The organism is Methylomonas sp. 2BW1-5-20 (genome assembly GCF_052474515.1).
This window is the reverse complement of sequence record NZ_CP184127.1, coordinates 1,730,362-1,752,907: the sequence shown is the minus strand read 5'-3', so window position 1 is coordinate 1,752,907 and position 22,546 is coordinate 1,730,362. Positions and strand designations below refer to the sequence as shown.

Here is a 22,546-nt window from a genome sequence, read left to right as displayed (position 1 = left end):
TCAGTCGAGTATATGTTCGACGCTGTCTCGGGTTTGTTGATTATCCGTCCACTCGACAGTTAGCCTGTCGCCGCTCGTTCCCGCTTTTAATCTAAACGTAAAAAACGGATTTTTGGAAATACTGCCAGCCATGTTGGCGGTTAGAATGATGTCGCCGTTTAGTTTAATCAGCACTTGCTCGATAAAATGCGCCGGAATCAACTCGCCGTTGGCATCGCGGTTACGGCCATTTTCCATCGGATGCGCGATCAGCAATTTGATTTCCGTATAGCGCTCCCGCCGCTGGCTTCTAATTTTAATACTGTCAGTCATTTAGCCTGTCCCGCAGCCCCCGCGCATCACATTCACCCAGCGGCTGGCGCGCAGTAACTGTCCACGGTGCTGAGCAAGCAAAATCACATTGCAAGATTCAGCCAATTTAATCCTTGCGGTAAAGTACGGGGCGAGTTGCGGCGTAAGCTCGAACTCCGCAAGCAGCGGGGTCGGATTTTTGTCGGCGAATAGATAAAATTTCTCGATACCGTCCAATTTGCTGGCGACGCTCACAGGCACCACGGCGCCATCTTCGGCAATCTCCGGCAATATCAGATCGATTTCATCGCTATCCCTAACCGGTTGGTTATCGATAACTTGCTTATAAATTTTAGTAAAGTCGTTAACGGCGAAATGATCCGCCAATCTGCGGGTAACCGCGGATACAGGTTTGCCGGCCAGCAAAGCGCCCAGCATCAAAATGCCCGAATGTTTCAGAAAAAGACGGCGAGAGCTAGGCATGGACTGCAATAACCAGATAAAGCTTGATGTATATCAAAAAATTTAGAGGCTTGTTTGTTATCTTTTGCCGCGTTGAAATTTTTTCAGCACCACCACCACAAACAACAAAAGGAAGGTACAAAATGAGTGAAGTACAAGAAAAAGATAATTTCTGGCTCTATATCGTCATTGCTGTCGTATTAGTAGCTGGCGCGGTGTTGATGGTTAAAAACGCCGAGCACGATAAATATGCTACTGCCGCAAAAAATATCGCCGAAGACTCTTCCAATTCAGCGTACCGCAATGATGTACTTCACAGCGGCGGCAACAAAAAATAAAGGCGCTCCTGTCTTGCGGGAAATGTAATCCACATCTCCGCACTCGCGGATTTTGGCGGGCATCCGGGTCCCGTCAAAATCCGTTTCCGTTTCTGCTAGTCGTTAAACAATACCGTTGCTTTCAGTAAGGCGATGGCATTGGTCATGCCAACTTCCAAGTTTTTCTCGATCTCGGCCATGGTGATTTCACCCTCGACCACACCGGCCGCCCAATTGGCGACGACCGAAATATTCGCATAAGCCAGGCCCAACTCGCGCGCCAAAGCGGCTTCCGGCATGCCGGTCATCCCAACCAAATCGCAACCGTCGTTAGCCATGCGTTTGATTTCGGCAACAGTTTCCAGCCTCGGTCCTTGTGTGCAGCCATAAGTGCCTGAGGGCGTTATTGAAATGTTTGCCTGCTGCGCGGCTTGCATAATGCGCGCGCGAAGCGACGGTGTATAGGGCTCGGTGAAGTCGATATGCGTGACATGCTCTAGATCGTCGGCAAAAAAAGTATGTTCCCGGCCGTAGCTGTAGTCTATCAATTGCTCCGGAATCGCTATCACGGCGGGAGTCATGTCTGCACCAATACCACCCACCGCCGCGACGCCGATAATCTCGGTCACGCCCAGCTGTTTTAAACCCCAGATATTGGCCCGGTAGTTGATCTTGTGCGGCGGAATCCGATGCGGATTGCCGTGTCTGGCCAGAAACACCAGTTTTTTGCCGTTTAGCTCGCCAATCAAGTACGGCGCGGAGGGTTCGCCGAAAGGGGTGCTCACGCGTTCTTGACCGGTGATGACTAATGCTTCGATTTGGGTGAGACCGGTACCGCCGATAATTGCCAATGTCATAACACTTCCTTGCAGGCAAACACGCCTGGCGCATTTCTAAGATAACCCTTGTAATCCATGCCGTAGCCGAACAAGTAATGATTAGCGACCGTGAGGCCGATAAAATCCGGATCGATAGGTTTGGTGACTTGCAGATCCTTGTCGAACAGCGCGGCGGTGTATACGGCGCTGGCGCCTTGTTCCCGGCAATATTTGACGATGGCATGCAAGGTATGGCCTTCGTCGAGAATATCGTCGACTATCAAGACCGTGCGGCCGGCCAACGGTGTCGTGGGTTTAAACAGCCAATGTATGTCGCTGCCCGAGGTGGCGTTACGGTAACGGCTGGCGTGGACGCTATCCAGATTCAACGGAAAGTCCAGGCGCGGCAGCAACTTGCCGGTGGCGATGATGCCGCCATTGATCACACACAGTACCAAGGGATTGCTGTACTGTAATTTATCAGTGATCGCCGCCGCCATGCTATCCAGCGCGGCTTCGACTTCCTCTGCACTATGCAGCAATAGCGCCTGCTGTTTAACGATGGCGATTTCTTCAAGCATGGGATTCATAGAACTCCGAAATTTGTTTGGAAACTGTCTGCCATTTTTCATTTTTTACCAGGGCGTCCTTGTCGAGCTGACATTTGCCGCGCATGGCTTGCAGGCGTTGTTCGCGTTTACTGTTTTGGCTGATAGGCAGCTTGTCCAGCACTTGTTCGGCGGCTGCCGAATTGTTGCAAACCAGCAGCATGTCGCAGCCGGCTTGCTGGGCGAGGCCTGCTCGCTCGGTGAAATCGCCTATGCTGGCCGCGCCTTCCATACTTAAATCGTCGCTGAAAATCGCGCCGTCGAAAGCCAGCTCGCCGCGCAAAATAGACTGTAACCAAATACTGGAAAAACCGGCAGGGTAGCGATCCACTTGCGGATAAACCACGTGAGCCGGCATGATGGCTTCCAGGCCTTGCGCTATCAATTGTTTGAAGGGTAGTAAATCTTGCTGGCGGATGGTTTCTAAGTCGCGCTCGTCGACTGGCAATGTCAAATGCGAATCCAGCGCGACCGCGCCGTGGCCGGGAAAATGCTTGCCGGTGGCCGCCATGCCGGCGCTACGCATGCCTTGCCTAAACGCGCCGGCCAGTTGTCCGGCCAACGCCGCATCGCGGGAGAATGAACGGTTGCCGATAATTTCGCTGACCCCGCAATCCACGTCCAATACCGGCGCGAAACTGAAATCCACATCCACCGCCAGCAGTTCGCTGGCCATCAGCCAGCCCGAGGCTTCGGCCAGTTCGGGTTGCTCGGCGTAAAAAGCCGCTGCCGGCAGACGGGTAAAACCGGTTTGAAAGCGTTGTACCCGGCCGCCTTCCTGATCGACGGCGATCAGGATGTCGCCATTGCGCGCTGACCGGATCTGTTTTATCAAGTCGGCGACTTGCCGCGGATTGTCGTAATTTCTGGCAAACAGGATTAAGGCGCCGGTATTGGGATGAGCGATTTTTTCCTTGTCCAGCGCGCTGAGGCTGTGGGCCTCGATGTCGATCATGACCGGGCCGATAGCTTGTGGTTTCATGGTGTTAAATGTCGAAATTGGAATATACTTTTGGTCTCACCATTACATTATATGAGGAATCCGTGCGAACATTTATTTTGTTGATCAGTTTGATGCTGTTGCCGATGACGGTTTGGGCCAATTCCGGCGAGAAGAAAGCCGACGAGAGCGCCGGTCCGGTTATTGAGTATGTGGAGATGAAACCTAAGTTCACTGTCAATCTGGCCGAGCCTAAAAAATATTTGATGCTGAATGTGCAACTACTGGCGGAAGGCGCCGAACACGTCGAAAAAATCAAAAAATATATGCCGGTTTTACGTCATGAGATGATCATGATGCTGAGCGGCATGAAGAGCGAGGATCTGCAAACCATGGAACAGCGTGAAGCTCTGCGCTTGAAAACCAAACAATTGATAACGGATTTATTGACCAAAGCTAAAAATAGTGACGGTTTTCGCGACGTATTCTTCTCGGAGTTCTTAATCAATTAAGCCGCGCAGCGGTGCAAGAGGCATCGAGGATAACAAGGCTTGCAGCGATGTGAGCCTTTTTTATTTGTGCTTACCCGAGAATATTATCGCTAAGCGCCGGATATACTTTTTAGGTCATCGAGCCTATGGTTTTTCGAAAGCGAGTGAGTGCAAACAAAAAGAAAACGCCGCCTATCGCCAACAGTGCTAGAAATTGCGGCCAGACCACGCTGAAACCGGCGCCGCGATACAGAATGGCTTGAGCCAGCGCCACGAAATGCGTGGTCGGGGCCGCGAGCATGATATTTTGGATTAGTGCCGGCATGCTCTCTCGCGGCGTCATGCCGCCGGACAGCATTTGCAACGGCAACAGGATGATCAGCAATAATAATCCCAATTGCGGCATCGAGCGCGCCAGCGTACCCAGCAGAATCCCCAACGAGGTGGTGGCAAACAGATAAAACATCATGCTGGCAATGAACAAGCCCAGCGAACCTTGCAGCGGCACGCCCAGCCAGCCTTTGACCACGATCAAGATCGACGCGGTGGCCACCACCACCACAATCAAACCCATAGACCAGACTTTTGCCATCATGATTTCCAGCGGCGTGAGCGGCATCACCAGTAAGTGTTCAATGGTGCCGTGTTCGCGTTCGCGGATCAGCGCGGCGCCGGTGAGGATGATGGACAGCGCGGTAATACTGTTGAGTAATTCCATCACCGAACCGAACCAGACCGAATTTAAATTGGGATTGAACAGTGTGCGGATTTCCAGTTCAACCGGCAAGGTCGATACCGCGCGATGCCCTTGAACGAAGGTAGCCACTTCGCCGTTGACGATGGTTTGGACGTAGTTATTGCCGATGAAGGCTTGCGAGATGCGGGTGGCATCGACATTAAGCTGCACCGTGGGCCGCCGCCCGGCCAGAACGTCGCGTTGAAAATTGGGCGGAATATCCAGTACAAAGGTATACAAACCGGCGTCCATGCCAGGATCGGCGGCGTATTGATCGATGATGGCCGGCGCCAGAAAATGCGGTGGATAGAAAGCATTGGCAATGCGCTCCGACAACGGCGAGCGGTCTTCGTCGACAATGGCTATCGGCGCCTTGTTTAAGGATTGCGGCAGGCCGGTGGCTATCACGTAAATCTGGCCGCTGAACGCAAAAACGATAATTACCAGCATCAGGGTATCGCGGCCCAGACTGCGGATTTCCTTGATACCCAGATGAAAAATATTCGACAAGGCGTGCATGCTTAACGCTCCTGTTTGTCGAGCAGGGTGACGCTCAACCCAACTACCACCAAAACAGCTATGGCCAGCGGCATTAGGTAAGGGCTTAATTCTGCGAAACCCAGCGATTTGGAGAAAGTGCCGCGGCAGATGGTGAGAAAGTGTGTGCCAGGGAAAATTTCGCCGACGAAGCGTGCGCCGTCTTCCAGCGACGAAACCGGGTCTATCATGCCGGAAAAGCGATTGGAAGGAATAAACGTGGCAATGAAAGTGCCAAAGATGGCCGCCACCTGGCTGCGGGTAAATACCGAAACCAGTAAACCGAACCCGGTGGCGAAGGTTACGTACAACAAAGCCGCCACACTCAACATTAAAAAATCGCCTTTATGCGGCACGCCGAACACCCACACCGCCATCGCGCAGAGCAATAGAAAGTTGATCATCCCCAGCGCAATATAGGGTAATTGTTTGCCGACCAGAAATTCCAGTTTACTCACCGGCGTGACATATAGGTTCAAGATAGAGCCGAGTTCCTTTTCCCGGACTACGCTCAATGCGCTAAGCATGGCCGGAATCAGCATCAGCAAAATCGGAATCACCGACGGCACCATGGCCGGCAGGCTTTTGACATCCGGATTGTAGCGGAAGCGGGTTTCGATATTGATCAGTCCGGCCGATATTCGGCTGGCATTGCGCCGAGCCTGTTCCAGTAACCAAGTTAGATGCATGCCTTGGACGTAGCCGACGATATTTTCGCCACGAGTCGGCATCGCGCCGTCGATCCAGGCGCCGATTTTCACGTTCTCGCCGCGTTGCAGGTCGCGAGCGAAGTCGGGCGGAATTTCCAAGGCCAGACTCAGTTCGCCGCTCCGCATGCGTCTATCGAGCTCGGCGTAATCGTTGATCGGTGCGTGGGCGACGAAGTAACGCGAGCCGCCCAAGTCCAGTGCATAGTTACTGCTGAGTGAGGTCTGATCGCGGTCCAGTACCGCGAAACGCAAATTTTCCACATCCATGGTGATGCCGTAACCGAAGGTCAGCATTAGAAACAATGTGCCGAACAAGGCAATCGATAAACGGATCGGGTCGCGGCGCAATTCCAGCGCTTCGCGGATGCTGATGCTGAATAGGCGCAGCAGGCTGAAGCGGTTGTCGACTTGATGACGGGTTGCCGGTGCGGCGGCCGGCTTAGCCGAATCTTCTGACGTATTAGCGGCATCAAGCTCGGCTTGCGCTTCGACGCCGCCGGCTTGCTTAAGATAGGCAATGAAGGCTTGCTCCAAGGTATCGTAACCGCTATCCGTCACCAGTTTTGCCGGGGTGTCGCTGGCCAACACTTTGCCGGCATGCATCAGCGAAATCCGATCGCAGCGCTCGGCTTCGTTCATGAAATGGGTGGAGATAAACACCGTAACCTTGTCGCGGCGGGCCAAATCTACGATCAATTCCCAAAAACGGTCGCGGGCCACCGGATCGACGCCGGAGGTCGGTTCGTCCAGGATCAACAGGTCCGGACTATGGATCACTGCGACGGCCAGCGATAGACGTTGGCGCATGCCCAACGGTAACTCGTCCGGCAGGCTGTCAAGAGCGTTCTCCAGCATGAAACGCTGCGCCATATCGGCAACACGCGCGGTAATCCCGGCTTCGGGCAAATGAAACAGCCGGGCGTGCAGTTCCAGATTTTGCCGTACCGTCAATTCGGCATACAGCGAGAAAGCCTGCGACATATAGCCGACTCGTTGCCGAGTCGCCATGTTGTTGGCGTCGAGAACCTGCCCGAACAGTTTGGCTTCGCCGGTGCTGGGCGACAGTAGGCCGGTGAGCATTTTCATCGTGGTCGATTTACCACAGCCGTTGGAACCGAGAAAACCGAAGATCTCGCCGCGCTCGATGCGCAGGCTGACATTATCGACCGCGACAAAATCGTCGAAGCGCATCGTCAGTCCCCGCGCTTCGATGGCGATTTCTGCAGCATTGCCGTTGCTGCTGCGTGGCGGAATGACCACGGCTTTGTGGCCTTGGCGTTTTGCCGCCGGCAATAAATCGATGAAAGCGGCTTCCAGGGTGTCGGCATTGGTTTTCGCACGTAACTCGGCGGCGCTGCCGGTCGCCAGTACCTTGCCGTCGTCCATCGCGACCAGCCAGTCGAAGCGCTCCGCCTCGTCCATGTAAGCGGTCGAAACCAGTACGCTCATCCCGGCACGCCGAGTCCTAATGCGGTCTATCAATTCCCAAAATTGCGCGCGCGACAACGGATCGACGCCGGTAGTCGGTTCGTCCAGTACCAATAAATCCGGATCGTGAATCAGCGCGCAACACAAAGCCAGTTTCTGTTTCATGCCGCCGGATAATTTGCCGCCGGCCGGTCGCGGAAAGGGGTCAGACCGGTGCTGTCCAGCAATTCGGCAATGCGTTCCCGGCGCTCGGTTTGTTGTTGTCCGAACAGGCGGCCGAAAAAGTCGACGTTTTCAAATACCGACAAGGTCAGATACAGATTCTTGCCCAGTCCCTGCGGCATATAAGCGATGCGCGGACAAACCGCGCGCCGGTGTCCGCTGTCGGCAATGTCGCCGCCCAGGGTCTCTATCGCGCCTTCCTGCAATTTACGTGCGCCGGTCAGCAAGGACATCAGACTGGATTTACCGACGCCGTCCGGACCAATCAGGCCAACCATACGGTTACCGGGAATTTCCACGCTGATGTTGTCCAAGGCCAGCATATTGCCGTAGCGCAGGTTGACGCCGCTGATCCGAATGACGGGGGCGGATGCGCTCATTGCGGCAGCTTGATTTCCAAGTTTGCGGGCCAGGCCGCGGCCGAGTCGATTTTGACGTAAGCCACGCCCGGTACGCCGGTTTTTACCTGATTGATATGCTGTTTCAATAATTCGACATCGATACGGGCGCGGACCCGGAACATCAATTTCAGGCGTTCGCTTTCGGTTTCCACGGTTTTGGGTGTGAACTGCGCGACGCTGGCGACGAAGCTGGCCTTGGCCGGAATCACGTAGCCGGGCAGGGCATCGAACACCAAACGGATGTCGCTGCCCAGGGCCACCTTGCCGGCGGCTGCAGTGGGCAGGAAGAAAGTCATATACACGTCGGACAAATCCACCATGTTCAGCACCCGGCCGCCGGCGTCCAGTACTTCGCCGGGTTCGGCGACCCGGTACTGAATGCGGCCGTCTATCGGGGCTTTCAATTCGCTGTCGTTGATGTCGGCTTGCAGCCGCACCACCGTGGCTTTAACCGCTTCGATCATCGATTGCGCCTGCACCACTTGCGATTTGGCGGCGGCGATGCCGGCCTTGGCCGCTTCGACCTGAGCCAGTGCGGTATTGATCGCGGCCTGCATGCCCAATACCCGGGCATTGTTGTCGTCAACCTCCTGCTGCGGGGTGGCGCCTTCGCCAACCAGTCGTTGCGATCTATGCAGGCGCTTTTCCGCCGCATCGAACTCGGCACGGCGCTGGGCGACCACGGCTTGCGCGGCGGCATATTCGCTTTCGCGCTGCACGACAATGGATTTGGCGGTTTGATAGGCATTTTCGGCTTCGCGCACCTTGGCTTGCGCTTCGGCTTGTTGAGCTTGCAACACCTGGGTATCCATGCGCGCCAGTATATTACCCGCCCGTACAAAATCGCCTTCCTTGGCACTAATATCGACAATGCGGCCGGGGATTTTGGTGGCGATATTGATTTCGGTGGCTTCGATTCGGCCGTTGCCGGTGGCGATGCCGGCCGGCAATCCGGATGGGCGTAAACCCCACCATAGTGCCGAAGCCGCGATAATGGCGATCAATACTAGCGTCAATGTGCGCTGTTTGCTCATTAGTCCTCCTTGGAGCGGGTTTATAAACGAGGCTGCATGTTCGAGGTTTGCGTTAACAATCGAAAATTCATTTTTCAAAGGCGTTTTACGATAGGTCTATCGCATTGGCGCCGCCACCCAGCGCTTTGTACAAGGCAATTAAATTCGTCGCGGTTGCCGCCTGCGAGCGGGCTAGATCGATCTCCGCGCCGTACAGGCCTCGCTGCGCGTCCAGCACATCCAAAAAGGATATTACCCCTTCCTGATAGCGCAATTGCGACAATCGCACCGACTCTTGCAAGTCGGCCACCGCACGCGCCAGCGCTTGCCGGCGAATTTCTTCTTTTAAATAACGCGTCAGTATGGTTTCGGTCTCTTGCAAGGCTTCCAGCACCGATTTTTCATAAGCCAGATAAGCTTCTTTTTGTTTGGCTTCGGCGATGTCGATGCCGGCTTGAATTCGGCCGAAATTCAATAGCGGCTGTACCAGGTTGGCGGCCGTACCGTATGAGAATGCGGCAGATTTGAACAGGCTTTCGATGTCGGTGTTGCGCAGCCCGAAAAATGCCGACAGCGATATTTTCGGAAACAGTTCGGCGATTGCCGCGCCTTGCATCGCGGTCGCGGCGGCTAGTCGGCGTTCGGCGGCGCGCAGGTCGGGCCGATGCCGAATGACGTCGGAAGGCGACGCTAAAAACACTTGTGCCGGCGCCACCGGCATTGCCGCAGAGTCCTGCAGTTCGGCGGCCAATGCGCCGGGCTGTTGGCCCTCCAATACCTCCAGTTGCCGCAGGGTAGCGGTCAGGCCGGCTTCCAAGCTTGGAATCTGCGAGGCCGTGGTCTCGACTTGGGCGCGGGCGCGCACCACATCGTGCCTGGCGCTAACGCCTTCGTTGAACAGTTTTTCAGTCAGCGCCAGCGTATGCTGCTGCGATTCCAGATTGGAGCGAGTGATGCGCAATTGATTTTGCAGGCTCCGGTACTCGATGTAGCTGCGCGCCAATTCGGCGCTTAAAGTCACAATCGTCTGCCGATATTGTTCGCTGGCCGCATCCAGTTCGGCCGCCGCCGACTCCGAGCGGCGTTGCAATCGGCCGAACACGTCGATTTCCCAAAGCGCATCGAACCCCATTTCGAACATATTGTATTTAATGCCGGAGGCCAAACCGGGGAAGGGGTTGTTTTGCCGTTGGGCACCGGCCGTAGCGTTAACGCTTGGGAATAGTTCCGCGCGGGTGCCGCGGCGTTCGGCGCGAGCCTGATCGACGCGCGCCAGGGCTATCTTGATGTCGAGATTGCCGGTTAAGGCCCGCGCCATCAAGCGATCCAGCTCGGCGTCGCCAAAGTGTTTCCACCAGGTTTGCAAATCTTCCGCATTCGCTTGCGGTAAAGGCTGTGCCGGAGCCGCCTGCCAGTGATCCGGCACTTCAGGCGTTACCGCGCGGTAATCCGGTCCCATCATGCAACCGGTTAAGCCGCTTAAAATCAACAAATAGCTGGTTTTACGCATCATAACCATGTCCTTTTTAAATTGAGGCATCGCAGCGAAGATTAGACGCTGATTTGCCGTTTCGCTCAGGCCGGTTCGGAAACCCGCAGACCGCGAAATTGTTGGCTGACTTTTAACATGTCCAGAAAAAATCGGCTCGATTTTTCCGGATCGGCGGCGGCAAAATGTCGTCGGCTTTGTCGATGGAAATATCCGTAGCAGCTGCGAATAGCCGAGTTTAGGTACTACCGCTGATAATTTGGGGTTGGGTTAAAAGCCGTCATGTAATTCGTTAGCCAGCGCGGTTCGGAGCTGACTGATGCGCTGTTCGGGCTGATCGCCGGCGTACGGCAATTTCGCAAATTTTCCCCATACCGGTGCCGGCCAGGCTATATCGGTTTGGTAGCGCACGACATGATGCAGATGTAATTGCGGGACGAGATTACCGATGGCGGCGATATTTAATTTGTCTGGCCGATAAAGATCAGCCAGGGTTTCCGCGAGCAGGCAAGATTCGTTTTGCAAAGTTTGCCTATCCTGCGCACTAAGTTGATAAATCTCTTTTACATTGGCGCGCCTGGGCACCAGGATGAACCAGGGATATTGGCTGTCGTTCATCATCAGCAGTTCCGATAAACTAAAACTACCCACTTTAAAGCAATCTTGCGCCAGTTGTTGATGGAGTTGGAAATTGGACATTGCCGCCTCTGCTTAGGATAAAGGTTCATTGTAACGATTTAGCAAAGATCGCAGTTTGGTTTTTGCACTGGCCCGGAGTCTAATGGCCGGCATTATTATCAATGCAAAACGTTGGCTGTATTCGAGCATTATTTTTTTGCCGGAATATATTCCGGAGTAATCCGGTAGGTATTTTTCTAGTCGGCTAGGCTATTTAGCGCGATAATCGGTTCATCAGTATTTAAAACGTGTGTTAATAGATGAATATTGAAATATATCCTTATCCATTGGCGTTGATTATTCGCAACTGGATTTAGGTTAAAAGCAATTTTTAAGGGGGAGAAATTTTATGAAAATACAGTATAAGCATGGGGTAACACCGATCAAGACGCGATTTGGCGGCAGTCTGCCGGTTTGCCTGAAACTCGGTGCCGCGCTGCTGGGCGTTGCCGGAACCGCAAATGCGGATACGATAATAGGGCTGATTCAAGATACGCCGGGGATTAACAACACCCAAACCAATATGGCGCGGGTGATCGAAATTGCCTGTCCGTCCGGCCAGAACGAAAGCGAATTTCAGGCGCGCTGCAATGCGTTGGTAGGAGCAGCTTTGCAAGAGGAAGGCGCCACCGCTATCAATACCAATCCACTGCAACAGGTCTCCCCGGAGCAAATACCTTCGCAAGGCATCACGGCAACCCGTACCTCATTCAATGCGATAGCCGGCCGGCTCGGGGCGTTGCGGGCAGGCGCCAGGGGATTCCAGGTCGCCGGCCTGGGTAGCGGCGCTTTGCCTGTCAATTTGGCATCGCTGGCAAACCCTTTGGGCGGCGCGGCGGGCGATAGCAGCGGCGTTTGGGACAAGTTGGGCGGTTTTGTCAACGGTAACTATAACACCGGCAACGTCGATTCCAGCTTAAACCAATTGGGTTACAACCTGAATAGCGGCAGCATCAATGCCGGGCTTGATTACCGGTTTAGCAGCGATTTGATTTTGGGGGCGGCATTTACCTATACGCGTGCGGAGTCCAGTTTCGACCACAACGGCGGCAGTCTCGACAGCAACGCATACACGGGCGCGCTCTACGGCACCTACTACGCGACTGATAATTTATATTTCGACGCCATTACCAGCATCGGCGCGATCGATTACGCCTCCACCCGGCAAATATCCTATGTGGTGCCGGAAGTAGTGAACACTCAGGCCAAGGCCGCGCCTACCGGCAATCAATATTCGGTTAGCGTCGGCAGCGGTTATAACTTTGCGGTAAAGCAATGGCTGTTCAACCCCTATGTCAAAGCCAATTACATCAAGCTTGACGTGGATAGGTTCAGCGAATCCGGCGGCAATGGCTGGGGCATGGCATTTTCCGATCAAGGCGTCGAGTCCGTCACCACCACGGTCGGCAACCAGATTTCATACGCCTTCAGTACCTCGTGGGGCGTGTTCACACCCAATGTGCGCGGCGAGTGGCATCATCAATACAAGGACGGCAGCCGCAATATCGCGGTACGGTTTTTGGGCGACACCACCAGCGGCTTGTCTTTTAATACCGTCACCAACTCGCCGGACCGCAATTATTTCACGGTCGGTACCGGGGTATCCGGCACCTTTGCCCGGGGATTGAGCGCGTTCCTGAACTACGATGCGTTAGTCGGCTATCGAGACGTGGAAAGTCATTTGTTTACCATGGGCGCCCGCCTGGAATTCTAGCCAAGTAACATACTTGGTTTGTACCGGCGGAGTTGACCGGCTCTTGCGGTTTGAATCGGGTAAGCCGGATGAATTAAGGTTGGCGTAACAGCTGTTCGCACAACGCCGGCAACGGCGGAGGTGGCAGCGGTACGTTTTTCGACGGCGCCTTGGCTTCGGCGGAAAACCACCAAGCCAGGCTGGCGTCGCAACCGTCGCCCGCCGGTAGTGGATCTTGCGCATCGCACTGCGGACTATGCGGTGGGCATTTCAAACGCACATGAAAATGATCGTCGTGTTTCCACCAAGGGCGAATCTTGCGCAACCATTCCCCGGTTGAGGCGGCTTTGTTGTTACATAGTTCCTGTTTGATACTGGGATTGACGAAAATCCGGTCAACCTCCGGCAAACGCGCCGCCGCTTCCAACACCTTGGCTTGATCCAGCGACCAATGCTTGTAATCGACCGTATCGTTTTGTAAATCGACGACCGACGGCGCGCTCCAGGTTTCACGCTCGTTGGCGGTTAACGGCCGATTACTGGCTGGTTCCGATAACAAAAACCAAATATCCACGTCCAAGCCAGTTTGATGGCTGCGATGTCCGCTTAAGGTCGGACCGCCGCGCGCTTGCCCTAAATCGCCGATTAACAGCGAGCCCAGCTTTTGTTCGACGCTGAATTGGCCCAGTTGCTGGATAACGCCGATTAAACTGGGATGGCCGTAGTAGCGATGGCGGGACAAGCGCATCACTTGATAGCCGGGGCCGTCCAGGGGTAGGGTGGCGGCGCCGCTGATGCAGCCGCTGGTGTAGGTGCCTATGCTTTGGCTGGGGGTATGGGTGGGCGTGTTGATTTTTGCCCAATCTTGCGCGGTCGAGCCGGCATTAGCCTCGCTAATAAAGCCCAAGGCGGCAAGGCCGAATAATACGGATGGAGTGACGGTAGCTAGTCGCATGATAAAGTCGGGAGTGAAAAAAGGCTGCAGGGCACGATTATAACTTTGGCGTACCGATGGCAGCTATAGCATCGGTCACGCGCCGTCCCAGGCTCATGCTGGGTATTTCCAGCCAGTGATAAAAGCACAAGGAGATGCCTTGCACGCAAGCCACCGTAATAAGCCAACCGCCAAACCAGAGTGCCAGCCGGTTGTCGATAAAGCCTTCGAGAACTTTCAATACATACGGCGTAACGCAAATCAGAATGGCCATATGGCTGAGATAAGCACTGTAAGACACTTTGCCGATTTGCCGCAAAACCGGTTGCGATAATAATGTTTGTGCATCCGTAGAGCCCAGCACGAACATTAATATCAAACCCGCCCCTAAGCCGGACCCGAGCCAGACCGCCGTATCGCCGAATAGGCCGGATGGTACATAACTGCCGCAGGTATAAAGCGCCAAGCCGGCCAATAACAATAAACGCCGCTGCCAGCGCCGGCCGGACAGGTAACGCGTCAAATCGGTATAGTGTCTGGCGATGGTCATGCCCAATAAGAAATGCAGCAAAAAAATCGATACACCCAATAAACTGGTAGCCAGCAGGCCAAAAAACACCAACCAAGAACTGCCGCGCCCGGCCAACAACAGGCCTACCGGCAATAGCAGCGAAAGCACCAGCTCGATACTCAAAGTCCAGGCTTGCGGCAGTAATACAATTAAATCCGGCAATTTCAGTAAAAAGCTCTCGCGCAGCATATCCGTTGGGGTTAACGGAAAGTTATGCCACATGCCGGTGATCCAATCGGTGGCCGGCAACTGAGTCTTCAGGATTTCGCCGTGGAAGACGTTGACAAACAAGCCGGCACAGATCGTCAGTACCAACAAATACGGCAACCAGATTCTAAACATTCGGTTTATCAAGAAACGCGCCAGATGAAATTGGCTGAGATCGGGTATGTGTCCGGTGCGAAAATAGCGCAAAGACAACACCACGCCGCTGAGTACGAAAAACATCGATACCGCCGCCGAGCCGTCCCACCAGATATGCAGCGGCGAAAAATCCAGGAGCTGCTGGCACAAGGGTGCTTCGCACGGCAGGCCGTAGGCGATGACGAAGTGTTCGCTGATAACGGCCAGCGCCGCCAGGCCGCGAATGGTATCCAAATAACTGATGTGGGTTTTGGGAAGCACGCGTGAGAGTTTCTTAAGGTATAGAAGAAGTCAGGTATAGCAAGGCTTTGAGAATTCGGTTGGCTATCCGCGCGTTATCGGCTTGGTCGCAGTCGCGGGCGCTGAACGCATCGCGGCTTAAAGCCATTGCGACTTGCGCACATTGAAATTGCGGCCTTTGATTTTGCCGGCCCGCAAACAGGTCAAGGCTTTATCGGCGCTGCCGCGTTTCACGGCGACGTAGGCGTGTTTATCGAAGATGTCGATTTTACCCACTTCGCTGCCGCTTATGCCGTTGGCGCCGGTCAGCGCGCCCAAAATGTCGCCGGGCCGCATCTTGTCCTTGCGGCCACCGTCTATCCACAGCGTGATCATCGGCGGCTCGAACCGGTGTTCGCTGCCAAGTTTGAAAGGCGCGACTTCGTCCCACTTGACGGCGCTGGCCAAATATTCTTCGATGGCTTTGACCCGGTTCAACTCCGATTCGCTAACCAAACTTAGCGCCAGGCCTTTGGCTCCGGCCCGGCCGGTACGGCCTATCCGGTGCACGTAAACTTCCGGGTCCCAAGGCAGCTCGTAATTGATCACCGCCTGCATGTCTTTAATATCCAGTCCGCGCGCCGCCACATCGGTGGCAACCAGAATCGAACAGCTTTTATTCGCAAAGCGCACCAATACCTGATCGCGGTCTTTTTGCTCCAAATCGCCATGCAGAGCCTGCACCGAAAAACCGCAATTGCTCAAGGTATCCGCCACGTCCTGGCATTCGCGTTTGGTGTTGCAAAACACTACCGTCGATTCCGGGCGGTGATACGCCAGCAAATAGCCCAGCGCGTTCAGGCGCTTGGCTTTATCTACCTGATGAAAGCGCTGTTCGATAGGATTGTCTAGATGGCTGGTTTCCACGCTGACCGATACCGGCTTGAATTGAAACTTGTGGCTTAATGCTCGAATCGGTTCGGCATAGGTGGCGGAGAACAGCAGGGTTTGCCGGTGCGACGGCGCATAGGAAATCACGTCGGAAATGATGTCGGCAAAGCCCATGTCCAGCATGCGGTCGGCCTCGTCCAGCACCAATACTTTTAAATGATCCAGACGCAAGCTGGCTTTTTGCAGATGTTCCTGCAACCGGCCCGGCGTACCCACCACCACGTGCACGCCGTGTTCCAGCGAGCTGCGTTGCGGCGCAAACGGCGTGCCGCCGCATAAGGTCAGAACTTTAATATTTTGCGTGAAGCGGGCTAATTGGCGGATTTCCTTGCACACCTGGTCGGCCAGTTCGCGGGTAGGGCAGATCACCATGGCCTGCACTTTAAAGCTGCTCAAATCCAGCCGTGACAATAAACCGATGCCAAACGCCGCAGTCTTGCCGCTGCCGGTCTTGGCTTGCGCGATGACATCCTTGCCTTCCAGAATATGCGGCAGACTTTCGGCTTGGATGGGCGTCAGCCGGGTATAGCCCAGCGATTCGATGTTTTCCAGCAGGGCGGGTTTTAATGGTAGGGACGAAAATTCAGGTGTGTTCACAAAGACTCTGGGCAATCAAACGATGCGGCCAAATCGCCGGCATCCGGTCAGCAATGATAACAGAATTAAATGCCTTGCCCCGGCCGCCATTGATGCTTGTTCTAGCCGTCTTATCCTAAAGTGCTTTATAGGCACGCTGGGGTCAAAATAGATTTATCGGCACTAAAGGCTGCCGATTTTCGTGGCAATCTTTTGGAATTCGTCTTCCATGGACCAGCTTATTTGCCCATTATCCAGCTCCAATTCCAACTCGGTCATTCTTTTTTTCGCGGAATGGGCGCCTTCGTAGCCGCCGGAATTGGGGTCGGTAAAACTGCGGCTTTTACTCTTTGCCAGCTCTTTATTCAGGCCGATAACATAGTTAATGTAAGTATCGCGGCCGGCGGGGATGATATTTTTTGAGGAAACGTCTTTCAAATAATCGTTTTTGAATTTGGTCTGATAACTATCGATCACTTTGTCGGGACCGACGTTATCGCTTTTTAATTGCGGCGTAGTCGCGCCAGACACCGTCCGCAGTTTTTCGCAGTAACTGCGTAAAGTAGGAGAAATCGGTCCCGTGATATCGGTTAAAAACAGATCGCACAAAAAGCTGGTATTGCAAAGATGGGCCGCATCGATTTTTACGCCGGTGTCTTTGGAATACACGCCCTCGCTGACTTGCACTGCCGCCGTGTCGCTCAGATATTTCTCAAACGATTTGGAGGGCTTGTATTTAACACAAAGATGCGCAACTTTATGCAGCAGATAACAAAACATCTCGGCGCGCATTTTGACATGATCGGCGTATGTCGATTTATCGTCATTTGGCATCAAATAAAAATTGATGCCGCTTTCCTCCATTTTGCGCTTCATTCTTGTGACTCCCGATAAATTGGATAATGGCATTAACGCCGCGATTGGGTCTGGTGATAGAGTTTAGTCTGTTTTAATTAATCCCTTAAAACTGGCAGCGTGATGTTTCAGATAAACGACTACTTGCAAAGAATAGGCCTTAACCAACCGGAGCTTAATGTGTCCGGCTTGGCGCAATTGCAGCAGGCGCAACTGCGGGCAATTGCCTTTGAAAACATCAATCCGTTATTGGGTATGGTGCCCAAACTGGAAACTCCGGCCTTGGTGGAAAAACTGCTGATTGACCGCCGCGGCGGTTATTGTTTCGAGTTAAACGGTTTGCTGGGATTGGCGCTGGATGAGCTGGGCTTTACTTACCAAACCATCATGGCCAGGGTGCGGATGGGGCGTAGCGAGGGCGGTCCGCGACATCATTTGGCGTATCTGGTGGCCGCGGAAGGGGAGTCCTGGCTGGTGGATGCCGGCTTCGGCGGGCCGAGCCATTTTTATCCGCTGCAGCTGGATGGTGGACAGGCGCAACAACAGGGAGATGATACCTTTCGTCTGCGTTATGAAGCGCATAGCGGCGAAACCGTGCTGGAACGGCGGCATAAAGACGGCTGGTTTGCGCTCTATAGCTTCGACCGGGCGGCGGTGCGGCGCTGTGATCTGGAGGCCGCGAACGTGCTGTGCGCCACCTGGGAGCAATCCTTGTTAGCCAAAAACCTGCTAATGTGCCGCAATACCGAGTTTGGGAGGATTCAGCTATACAACAACACTTTTTCCGAATTTCGCGGCGGTGAGCATTTCAATACTGCCGTCGAAACGCCGGAGCAGTTGGAAATGCGGGTGCGTCATGATTTTGGTATCGCGCTGACCGGCGCGGAACTGAACGGCATTGCCAGGCATTTGGGACTGATTTAGCGATAACCGTACTAGCAACTGTCATCGCGCTTTTTGGCGGTAATTGCTAACCAGGGCTGCTCCGGTCTTGGTTTGCCCGGCGGCCGGTAATAATGATCCAGGATCTCGAAGTGCGCGTTGGTCAAAAACACCCGGCTGGCGTCGAGTTCCATGAAGTTTCCATAGCGCTGCCCGGACCAGCCTTCGCCGCTGCCGCGGGGGTTGGAAATAAACAAAATTCCCGCCGGTCTTAATGCCGCGTATAGCTCGTTCAACACTCTGGGGAGTTCCCGGCTCGGGACGTGGAAAAGGGACGCATTGGCAAAGACGCCATCGAAGCCCTGTGCCGGCAAATCCAGGCTAAGCATACTTTGCTGTAAGATCCGGCAGCCGCTGTAGGCGCGCGCCATCCGGCAAAACGCCTCGCTGCCGTCCAGACCGACCGGCCGATGGCCCAGTGACTTGAAATAAAACACGTCTCTGCCCGGTCCGCAGCCCAAGTCCAAAATATCCAGCGTTCCCGATTGCGGCAACGCGCCCAGGAAGGCCGTATAGTTTTGCGTCACGTCGTGGTCCTTGGTGCCTTGCCAATATGATTCGGCGTTTTGGTTGTAATGATTTAGCGTAGCGGCTTCGATCTGCGCTAATGGCGAGGTTTGCGTTTCCATATCGATGGTTTGGTGTTGCGTGGCGCTTAAGTATCTCGCGCAAAATCCGCTTGGCCAAATGTTTTACAGTGACGCCATGGTCAAGGCTAGTTGGCTGGGTTGTATCGTTAACACAAACCCGGAAATGCCGGCAGCTGGGTCTCGTGTCGCACCACTCAGCCTAATAAGCTACGAACTTTCCTATTGCCTTCATGCGGATGAAGAATACCGGCGTCCTGCCAAGCATTTGCCAACAGGTCAACATACGAGGTAAAAATCGGGGGAGATCGAAAAGTGGAAGCGGGTCGAAAAAGCCTTTCCCTCTTAGGTGCCGCGTAGTCTTCGACATGAGCCGGAGAATACGCGGCGAGAGGTAAGCGTAATACCGTTACTCAGGCACCGTTATCGGCAAAACGCGATCTGATCCTGCACCGTAGACAAATTGTTGTCTCCGGTGGTCAGCAGGTATGTCGCGGAAAGCGTCACCAGATAAGCGCACAAAGGGTCGGCAGCGGCGAAGGTATGGGTCACGGTACCGAACATGTCCGGAGTAACCGCTGGTAACGGCAACGGGATGGTGCCGGTTGGGCCAGTCAGGCTCAAACTGGCGGCGCCTAAATTGGGATGGGCGCAACTAAATAACACATCCACCTGATTGGTGATTTTGGCACAACCGGCCACTTGCAATTGCTGGATATCCACCATGCACACGCCATATTCGTTGCTTCCTCCCCAGGGGCCCCATTCCGGGTGATGGCTCATGCCGTTGTAAAGCGTATTGTCGATCGCCAACCGCGTGCAGCGGCCGGCTTCTGTGATCGTGGCGTTATTGCCTTGTTGCCTCACCAGCATCCTGACCGCAAAGACTTCGTCAGCGACTAGCGGCTGGCCGGTGTATGTGGCGGAATTGCCCGCCACCAGGCCGCTCAAATTTACCGGCGCGAACGCATCCAGTTTTACCGAATTCAAGTTGATCTGGTTACCGTTCGCGACGAACATGCCAACGCCGGCCGGATTCAACGGATTGTCATTCTGTTGCGGTACCAAAATCCAACCGTCGGCGGCGATGGGGACTTGAATGGAACCCGGCACCGGCACCGGGCTGACGATACAATCCGTGTAGTCGTAGTGGTACCAAGGGCTAGGATGCGAAACATCGGCCGGCATCAATGTAGCCTTCTCGACGTAGCCGATATTGGTCTGGTCGATTTTATCGGCCAACACTCTGGTCCAGTTGATCGGCTGTCCGGCGCCGTTATATTGCTTGGTGTATTCGAAGCAGTATTCCAGCGCAACAGCGCTCAAGCGCTGTGCCAAGATGCCGTTCAGGCGCAGACTGCTGAAAAACGCATAGTTTCCGGTGGTCAAACCGGTCTCGCCGACGTGACTGCGAACCTGCGTGTCGTAGTCGTAGCCGCCCACGCGCAAAAAGGCCGGAATCGGCGTCGGTTGCGGCGGCGTGATATCGGTTTTGGCGCACAGATTTACACATAAGCAATAGCCGACGTTTTTCCGATTGTCCGCGCTGGTTTCGCCGAGGATTTCCACGCCGCCAATCTCGGCTTTGAAATATACGTCCGGCCCGCTTTGAAAAGTCAAGGGCAGGCCGGGGTCGGTTTCCACGTTAATCCAGGGCGAGAGAAAGGTCTGCTTGAATTGGATGGACGTATAATCTATCCGGAAACGGCCGCTGGCGTCCGTTACCGCACTGCCCAGATTGTCGTCGGTCAGAAAATCCGCGTCCCAGGCCGTAACCCTGGCATTGGGGATGGCAGCTCCGGTATCGCATGCTCGCAAGTACCCGCAAATAACCCAAGCATCGAAATAATAGCCGCGGATATAGCACCACCATTTCTCGGCGATACAGTAGTCCCAGCGGAAGAAATAGTTTTCCTGTTCCCTGTCGATACGCCATTGCGGCAACACCGTCGTCAGGTGAAATTGAATTGGCTCGTTGCGCGGCGGTTTTGGCGGCGTGCGCGGTACGTTGCCGCAGCTGAAGTCGATATCAAATGCCGATTCCCGATATTTTTCGTCCAGCTTGAACTCGAAATTTCCGTTTTCGTCGGTTTGAGCCGTGGCTAGCAACAGCCCTTTTCGACTCTCGGCTTCCTCTTTCCCGACGACGTGAAAAGTTTCCTTGGTAGCCGCCATCGCAGTCGCCAGCAATCTGTCCTGCCGCCATGGCAGGTACAGCAAAACCTCCATGCCGGACAGGGCTTCCGAACACTCCCGGCAGATCAAGCCGCACAACGAACCTTTAAATACATATGACATGACACGTTCCTCCCGGATGCACAAGACAGTGCTTCCGTCCGTTTTATATGATCCGCGCCGACAGCGGATTCCGCTGCCGGCCGGTATTGTCTCGGATGTGGGGCCGTGCCGGGCTGCAGCATGGGCCTAACATCGAAGCTGGCTGCAGTGTAGGTGGATGTGAAGTCCCCGGCAGTTAGCTAATTCACCGCGAACTTGTGAAGAAATGCCAATTTCGAAGCGCCCGGCTCTCATTACCTGGTGATTACGGCGTATTGCCTTGCGTGCAAAGCATAAAGGCTAACGCGCAAGCCGTTTTGGTTTGCGTATAAGGCTAAATACCTTGCCTGACAGGATTTATTAACTTGTGATTGTGGCAAAAAGCCTTGCGCGGATGGCAAAAAGGCTGGCGACGGCATTTGCTAAAGGGGCTTTTCGCTTTAGTCGGTACCTCTGCGGCCTTATTAGGTGATGATTTCGATGTCTAGTCGATGTATTCAAGCATTTTTGCCATAAGCGCAAGATTCAGAGCTATGCGTGCAAGCAAATTAGAGCTGTGCGCAAGGCATTTCTTGATTCGCGCAAAGTTATTTGCCTTGCGGGTGAGGCTTTTTTCCTTGCGCGCAAACCATTGAAGCTAGCGTGCGAACCAAAGAAGGTTGCGGTTTGGCCTCAATGCTTTGCGCTTAAGCCATTTAGGCTTGCGTTTATTGCAAATCTCCTTGCCCGAAGCAATTTACCTTGCGGGCAAGGATTTGAAAGTGGCGAGCAACTCTAATAAGCTTGCGGCTTTAGCGGAAAGGCTTGCGAGCTATGCTTTTATCTTTTCCGCTACGGGATAGAGCTTAGGCAGCAAGCCGGAATGCCTCGCCGGGTAGACATTATGCTTAACTAGTTTAGCCGTTAGGTTGGGTGGCTTGGGTTTTTGCCTTGGCGCCACGGTTAAAGCGAACAGACATTGCCTGTCGCAGCGTTTCCAAGCCCGCGCCTTTGCCGGCGATTTTCAAAGAGGCGTAAGCATCCAGGCTAAAGCTATAAATATCGCTGCCCAGCGCCATGTCGGTATCTTCGCCTCTGCTCATTAAATCACGCAAGCGGTGTAGGCGAGGGCGGAGCTTATCGAGCGTCACCAAATCGGCTTGCGCTTCGACGACATCGAGACCGGGCGGAATGGCATGAGTGTTTTGGGTGGCCACCGTCAGCGTCTGGCGGCAGAACGCTTCGGTTTTATCACCCATCTTGAGGATGGTGCGGCGCTCTTCGGGTGTTAAGACCAGGAAGCCGGCGAAGCGGTCTTCCAATGTCTTCAGGGCGGCGTCGATGTCAGTCAGATCATTGTCGGAAAGGCTTAAAGAAATCAGATGTTGACTCATGTTTATCTCCTTTTAGAGTGGCTGATAGTGCGGATGATGGGGCGGTGTCCGCAGAAGAAAAGCG

General features: G+C 54.2%; 20 protein-coding genes and 1 pseudogene. 4 read left to right on the top strand and 17 right to left on the bottom strand.

Going from position 1 to position 22,546, the window contains the following annotated elements:
* Complete coding sequence (soxZ, locus tag ACH50O_RS08010; protein WP_446811495.1) at window positions 1-312, bottom strand: thiosulfate oxidation carrier complex protein SoxZ; 312 nt, start codon at window positions 310-312, stop codon at window positions 1-3.
* On the bottom strand, window positions 313-774 hold the full coding sequence (locus ACH50O_RS08005) for a thiosulfate oxidation carrier protein SoxY (RefSeq protein WP_446811494.1): 462 nt from the start codon (window positions 772-774) through the stop codon (window positions 313-315).
* A 26-nt stretch (window positions 775-800) separates the two neighbouring features.
* Here ACH50O_RS08005 and ACH50O_RS08000 point away from each other — a divergent pair, with 26 nt between their 5' ends.
* Complete coding sequence (locus ACH50O_RS08000) at window positions 801-1,091, top strand: hypothetical protein (RefSeq protein WP_446811493.1); 291 nt, start codon at window positions 801-803, stop codon at window positions 1,089-1,091.
* Between the two features lie 95 nt (window positions 1,092-1,186).
* On the opposite strand, the gene ACH50O_RS07995 is transcribed toward ACH50O_RS08000, so the two are convergent.
* From ACH50O_RS07995 to nagZ, 3 genes are read right to left on the bottom strand one after another with little or no spacing between them, the layout of a single operon-like run.
* On the bottom strand, window positions 1,187-1,927 hold the full coding sequence (locus tag ACH50O_RS07995; RefSeq protein WP_446811492.1) for an S-methyl-5'-thioinosine phosphorylase: 741 nt from the start codon (window positions 1,925-1,927) through the stop codon (window positions 1,187-1,189).
* The gene (locus ACH50O_RS07990; RefSeq protein WP_446812126.1) at window positions 1,924-2,469 is read right to left on the bottom strand and encodes a hypoxanthine-guanine phosphoribosyltransferase; all 546 of its coding nucleotides are present in this window, start codon (window positions 2,467-2,469) and stop codon (window positions 1,924-1,926) included. The genes ACH50O_RS07995 and ACH50O_RS07990 overlap by 4 nt, the downstream gene beginning before the upstream one ends.
* Window positions 2,462-3,478, bottom strand: coding sequence for a beta-N-acetylhexosaminidase (gene nagZ / locus ACH50O_RS07985; protein ID WP_446811491.1), 1,017 nt, complete (start codon window positions 3,476-3,478; stop codon window positions 2,462-2,464). The genes ACH50O_RS07990 and nagZ overlap by 8 nt, the downstream gene beginning before the upstream one ends.
* Before the next feature lie 62 nt (window positions 3,479-3,540).
* Between nagZ and ACH50O_RS07980 the strand changes: the two genes are divergently transcribed.
* Window positions 3,541-3,948, top strand: a complete 408-nt coding sequence (locus tag ACH50O_RS07980) for a flagellar basal body-associated FliL family protein (protein ID WP_446811490.1) — start codon at window positions 3,541-3,543, stop codon at window positions 3,946-3,948.
* Between the two features lie 109 nt (window positions 3,949-4,057).
* On the opposite strand, the gene ACH50O_RS07975 is transcribed toward ACH50O_RS07980, so the two are convergent.
* The 5 genes and pseudogenes from ACH50O_RS07975 to ACH50O_RS07955 form a co-directional block, all read right to left on the bottom strand.
* Entirely contained in the window at window positions 4,058-5,182 is a 1,125-nt protein-coding gene (locus ACH50O_RS07975) for an ABC transporter permease (protein ID WP_446811489.1), read from the bottom strand.
* A gap of 2 nt (window positions 5,183-5,184) precedes the next feature.
* Window positions 5,185-7,940, bottom strand: a pseudogene (rbbA, locus tag ACH50O_RS07970) (ribosome-associated ATPase/putative transporter RbbA).
* On the bottom strand, window positions 7,937-8,995 hold the full coding sequence (locus ACH50O_RS07965) for an HlyD family secretion protein (protein ID WP_446811488.1): 1,059 nt from the start codon (window positions 8,993-8,995) through the stop codon (window positions 7,937-7,939). The pseudogene rbbA and the gene ACH50O_RS07965 overlap by 4 nt, the downstream one beginning before the upstream one ends.
* A gap of 85 nt (window positions 8,996-9,080) precedes the next feature.
* Complete coding sequence (locus ACH50O_RS07960) at window positions 9,081-10,487, bottom strand: efflux transporter outer membrane subunit (RefSeq protein ID WP_446811487.1); 1,407 nt, start codon at window positions 10,485-10,487, stop codon at window positions 9,081-9,083.
* Window positions 10,488-10,733: 246 nt separating this feature from the next.
* Window positions 10,734-11,162 carry an HIT domain-containing protein gene (locus ACH50O_RS07955; RefSeq protein ID WP_446811486.1) on the bottom strand — a complete coding sequence of 143 codons (429 nt, stop codon included), beginning with the start codon at window positions 11,160-11,162 and terminating at the stop codon, window positions 10,734-10,736.
* 328 nt (window positions 11,163-11,490) lie between these two features.
* Between ACH50O_RS07955 and ACH50O_RS07950 the strand changes: the two genes are divergently transcribed.
* Window positions 11,491-12,855, top strand: a complete 1,365-nt coding sequence (locus ACH50O_RS07950) for an autotransporter outer membrane beta-barrel domain-containing protein (RefSeq protein WP_446811485.1) — start codon at window positions 11,491-11,493, stop codon at window positions 12,853-12,855.
* A gap of 73 nt (window positions 12,856-12,928) precedes the next feature.
* Here the strand turns inward: ACH50O_RS07950 and mepA are convergent, their stop codons facing one another.
* The 4 genes from mepA to ACH50O_RS07930 all read right to left on the bottom strand — a co-directional run bounded on the left by mepA (window position 12,929) and on the right by ACH50O_RS07930 (window position 17,324).
* Entirely contained in the window at window positions 12,929-13,789 is an 861-nt protein-coding gene (mepA, locus tag ACH50O_RS07945) for a penicillin-insensitive murein endopeptidase (protein ID WP_446811484.1), read from the bottom strand.
* A gap of 37 nt (window positions 13,790-13,826) precedes the next feature.
* Complete coding sequence (locus ACH50O_RS07940; protein WP_446811483.1) at window positions 13,827-14,963, bottom strand: acyltransferase family protein; 1,137 nt, start codon at window positions 14,961-14,963, stop codon at window positions 13,827-13,829.
* 117 nt (window positions 14,964-15,080) lie between these two features.
* Window positions 15,081-16,469: an ATP-dependent RNA helicase DbpA gene (gene dbpA, locus ACH50O_RS07935; protein WP_446811482.1), complete on the bottom strand. Its 1,389-nt coding sequence runs from the start codon at window positions 16,467-16,469 to the stop codon at window positions 15,081-15,083.
* Between the two features lie 162 nt (window positions 16,470-16,631).
* Window positions 16,632-17,324: a hypothetical protein gene (locus ACH50O_RS07930; protein WP_446811481.1), complete on the bottom strand. Its 693-nt coding sequence runs from the start codon at window positions 17,322-17,324 to the stop codon at window positions 16,632-16,634.
* 102 nt (window positions 17,325-17,426) lie between these two features.
* Between ACH50O_RS07930 and ACH50O_RS07925 the strand changes: the two genes are divergently transcribed.
* Window positions 17,427-18,227 (top strand): arylamine N-acetyltransferase family protein, encoded by an 801-nt coding sequence (locus ACH50O_RS07925; RefSeq protein ID WP_446811480.1) that lies wholly within the window; start codon window positions 17,427-17,429, stop codon window positions 18,225-18,227.
* Between the two features lie 11 nt (window positions 18,228-18,238).
* Here ACH50O_RS07925 and ACH50O_RS07920 read toward each other — a convergent pair whose 3' ends face one another.
* The 3 genes from ACH50O_RS07920 to ACH50O_RS07910 all read right to left on the bottom strand — a co-directional run bounded on the left by ACH50O_RS07920 (window position 18,239) and on the right by ACH50O_RS07910 (window position 22,482).
* A complete protein-coding gene (locus tag ACH50O_RS07920) occupies window positions 18,239-18,874 on the bottom strand; it encodes a class I SAM-dependent methyltransferase (protein WP_446811479.1) in 636 nt (211 codons plus the stop codon).
* Window positions 18,875-19,255: 381 nt separating this feature from the next.
* Window positions 19,256-21,130 carry a hypothetical protein gene (locus tag ACH50O_RS07915; RefSeq protein WP_446811478.1) on the bottom strand — a complete coding sequence of 625 codons (1,875 nt, stop codon included), beginning with the start codon at window positions 21,128-21,130 and terminating at the stop codon, window positions 19,256-19,258.
* An 875-nt stretch (window positions 21,131-22,005) separates the two neighbouring features.
* On the bottom strand, window positions 22,006-22,482 hold the full coding sequence (locus ACH50O_RS07910; protein ID WP_446811477.1) for a hypothetical protein: 477 nt from the start codon (window positions 22,480-22,482) through the stop codon (window positions 22,006-22,008).
* Between the last annotated feature and the right edge of the window lie 64 nt (window positions 22,483-22,546).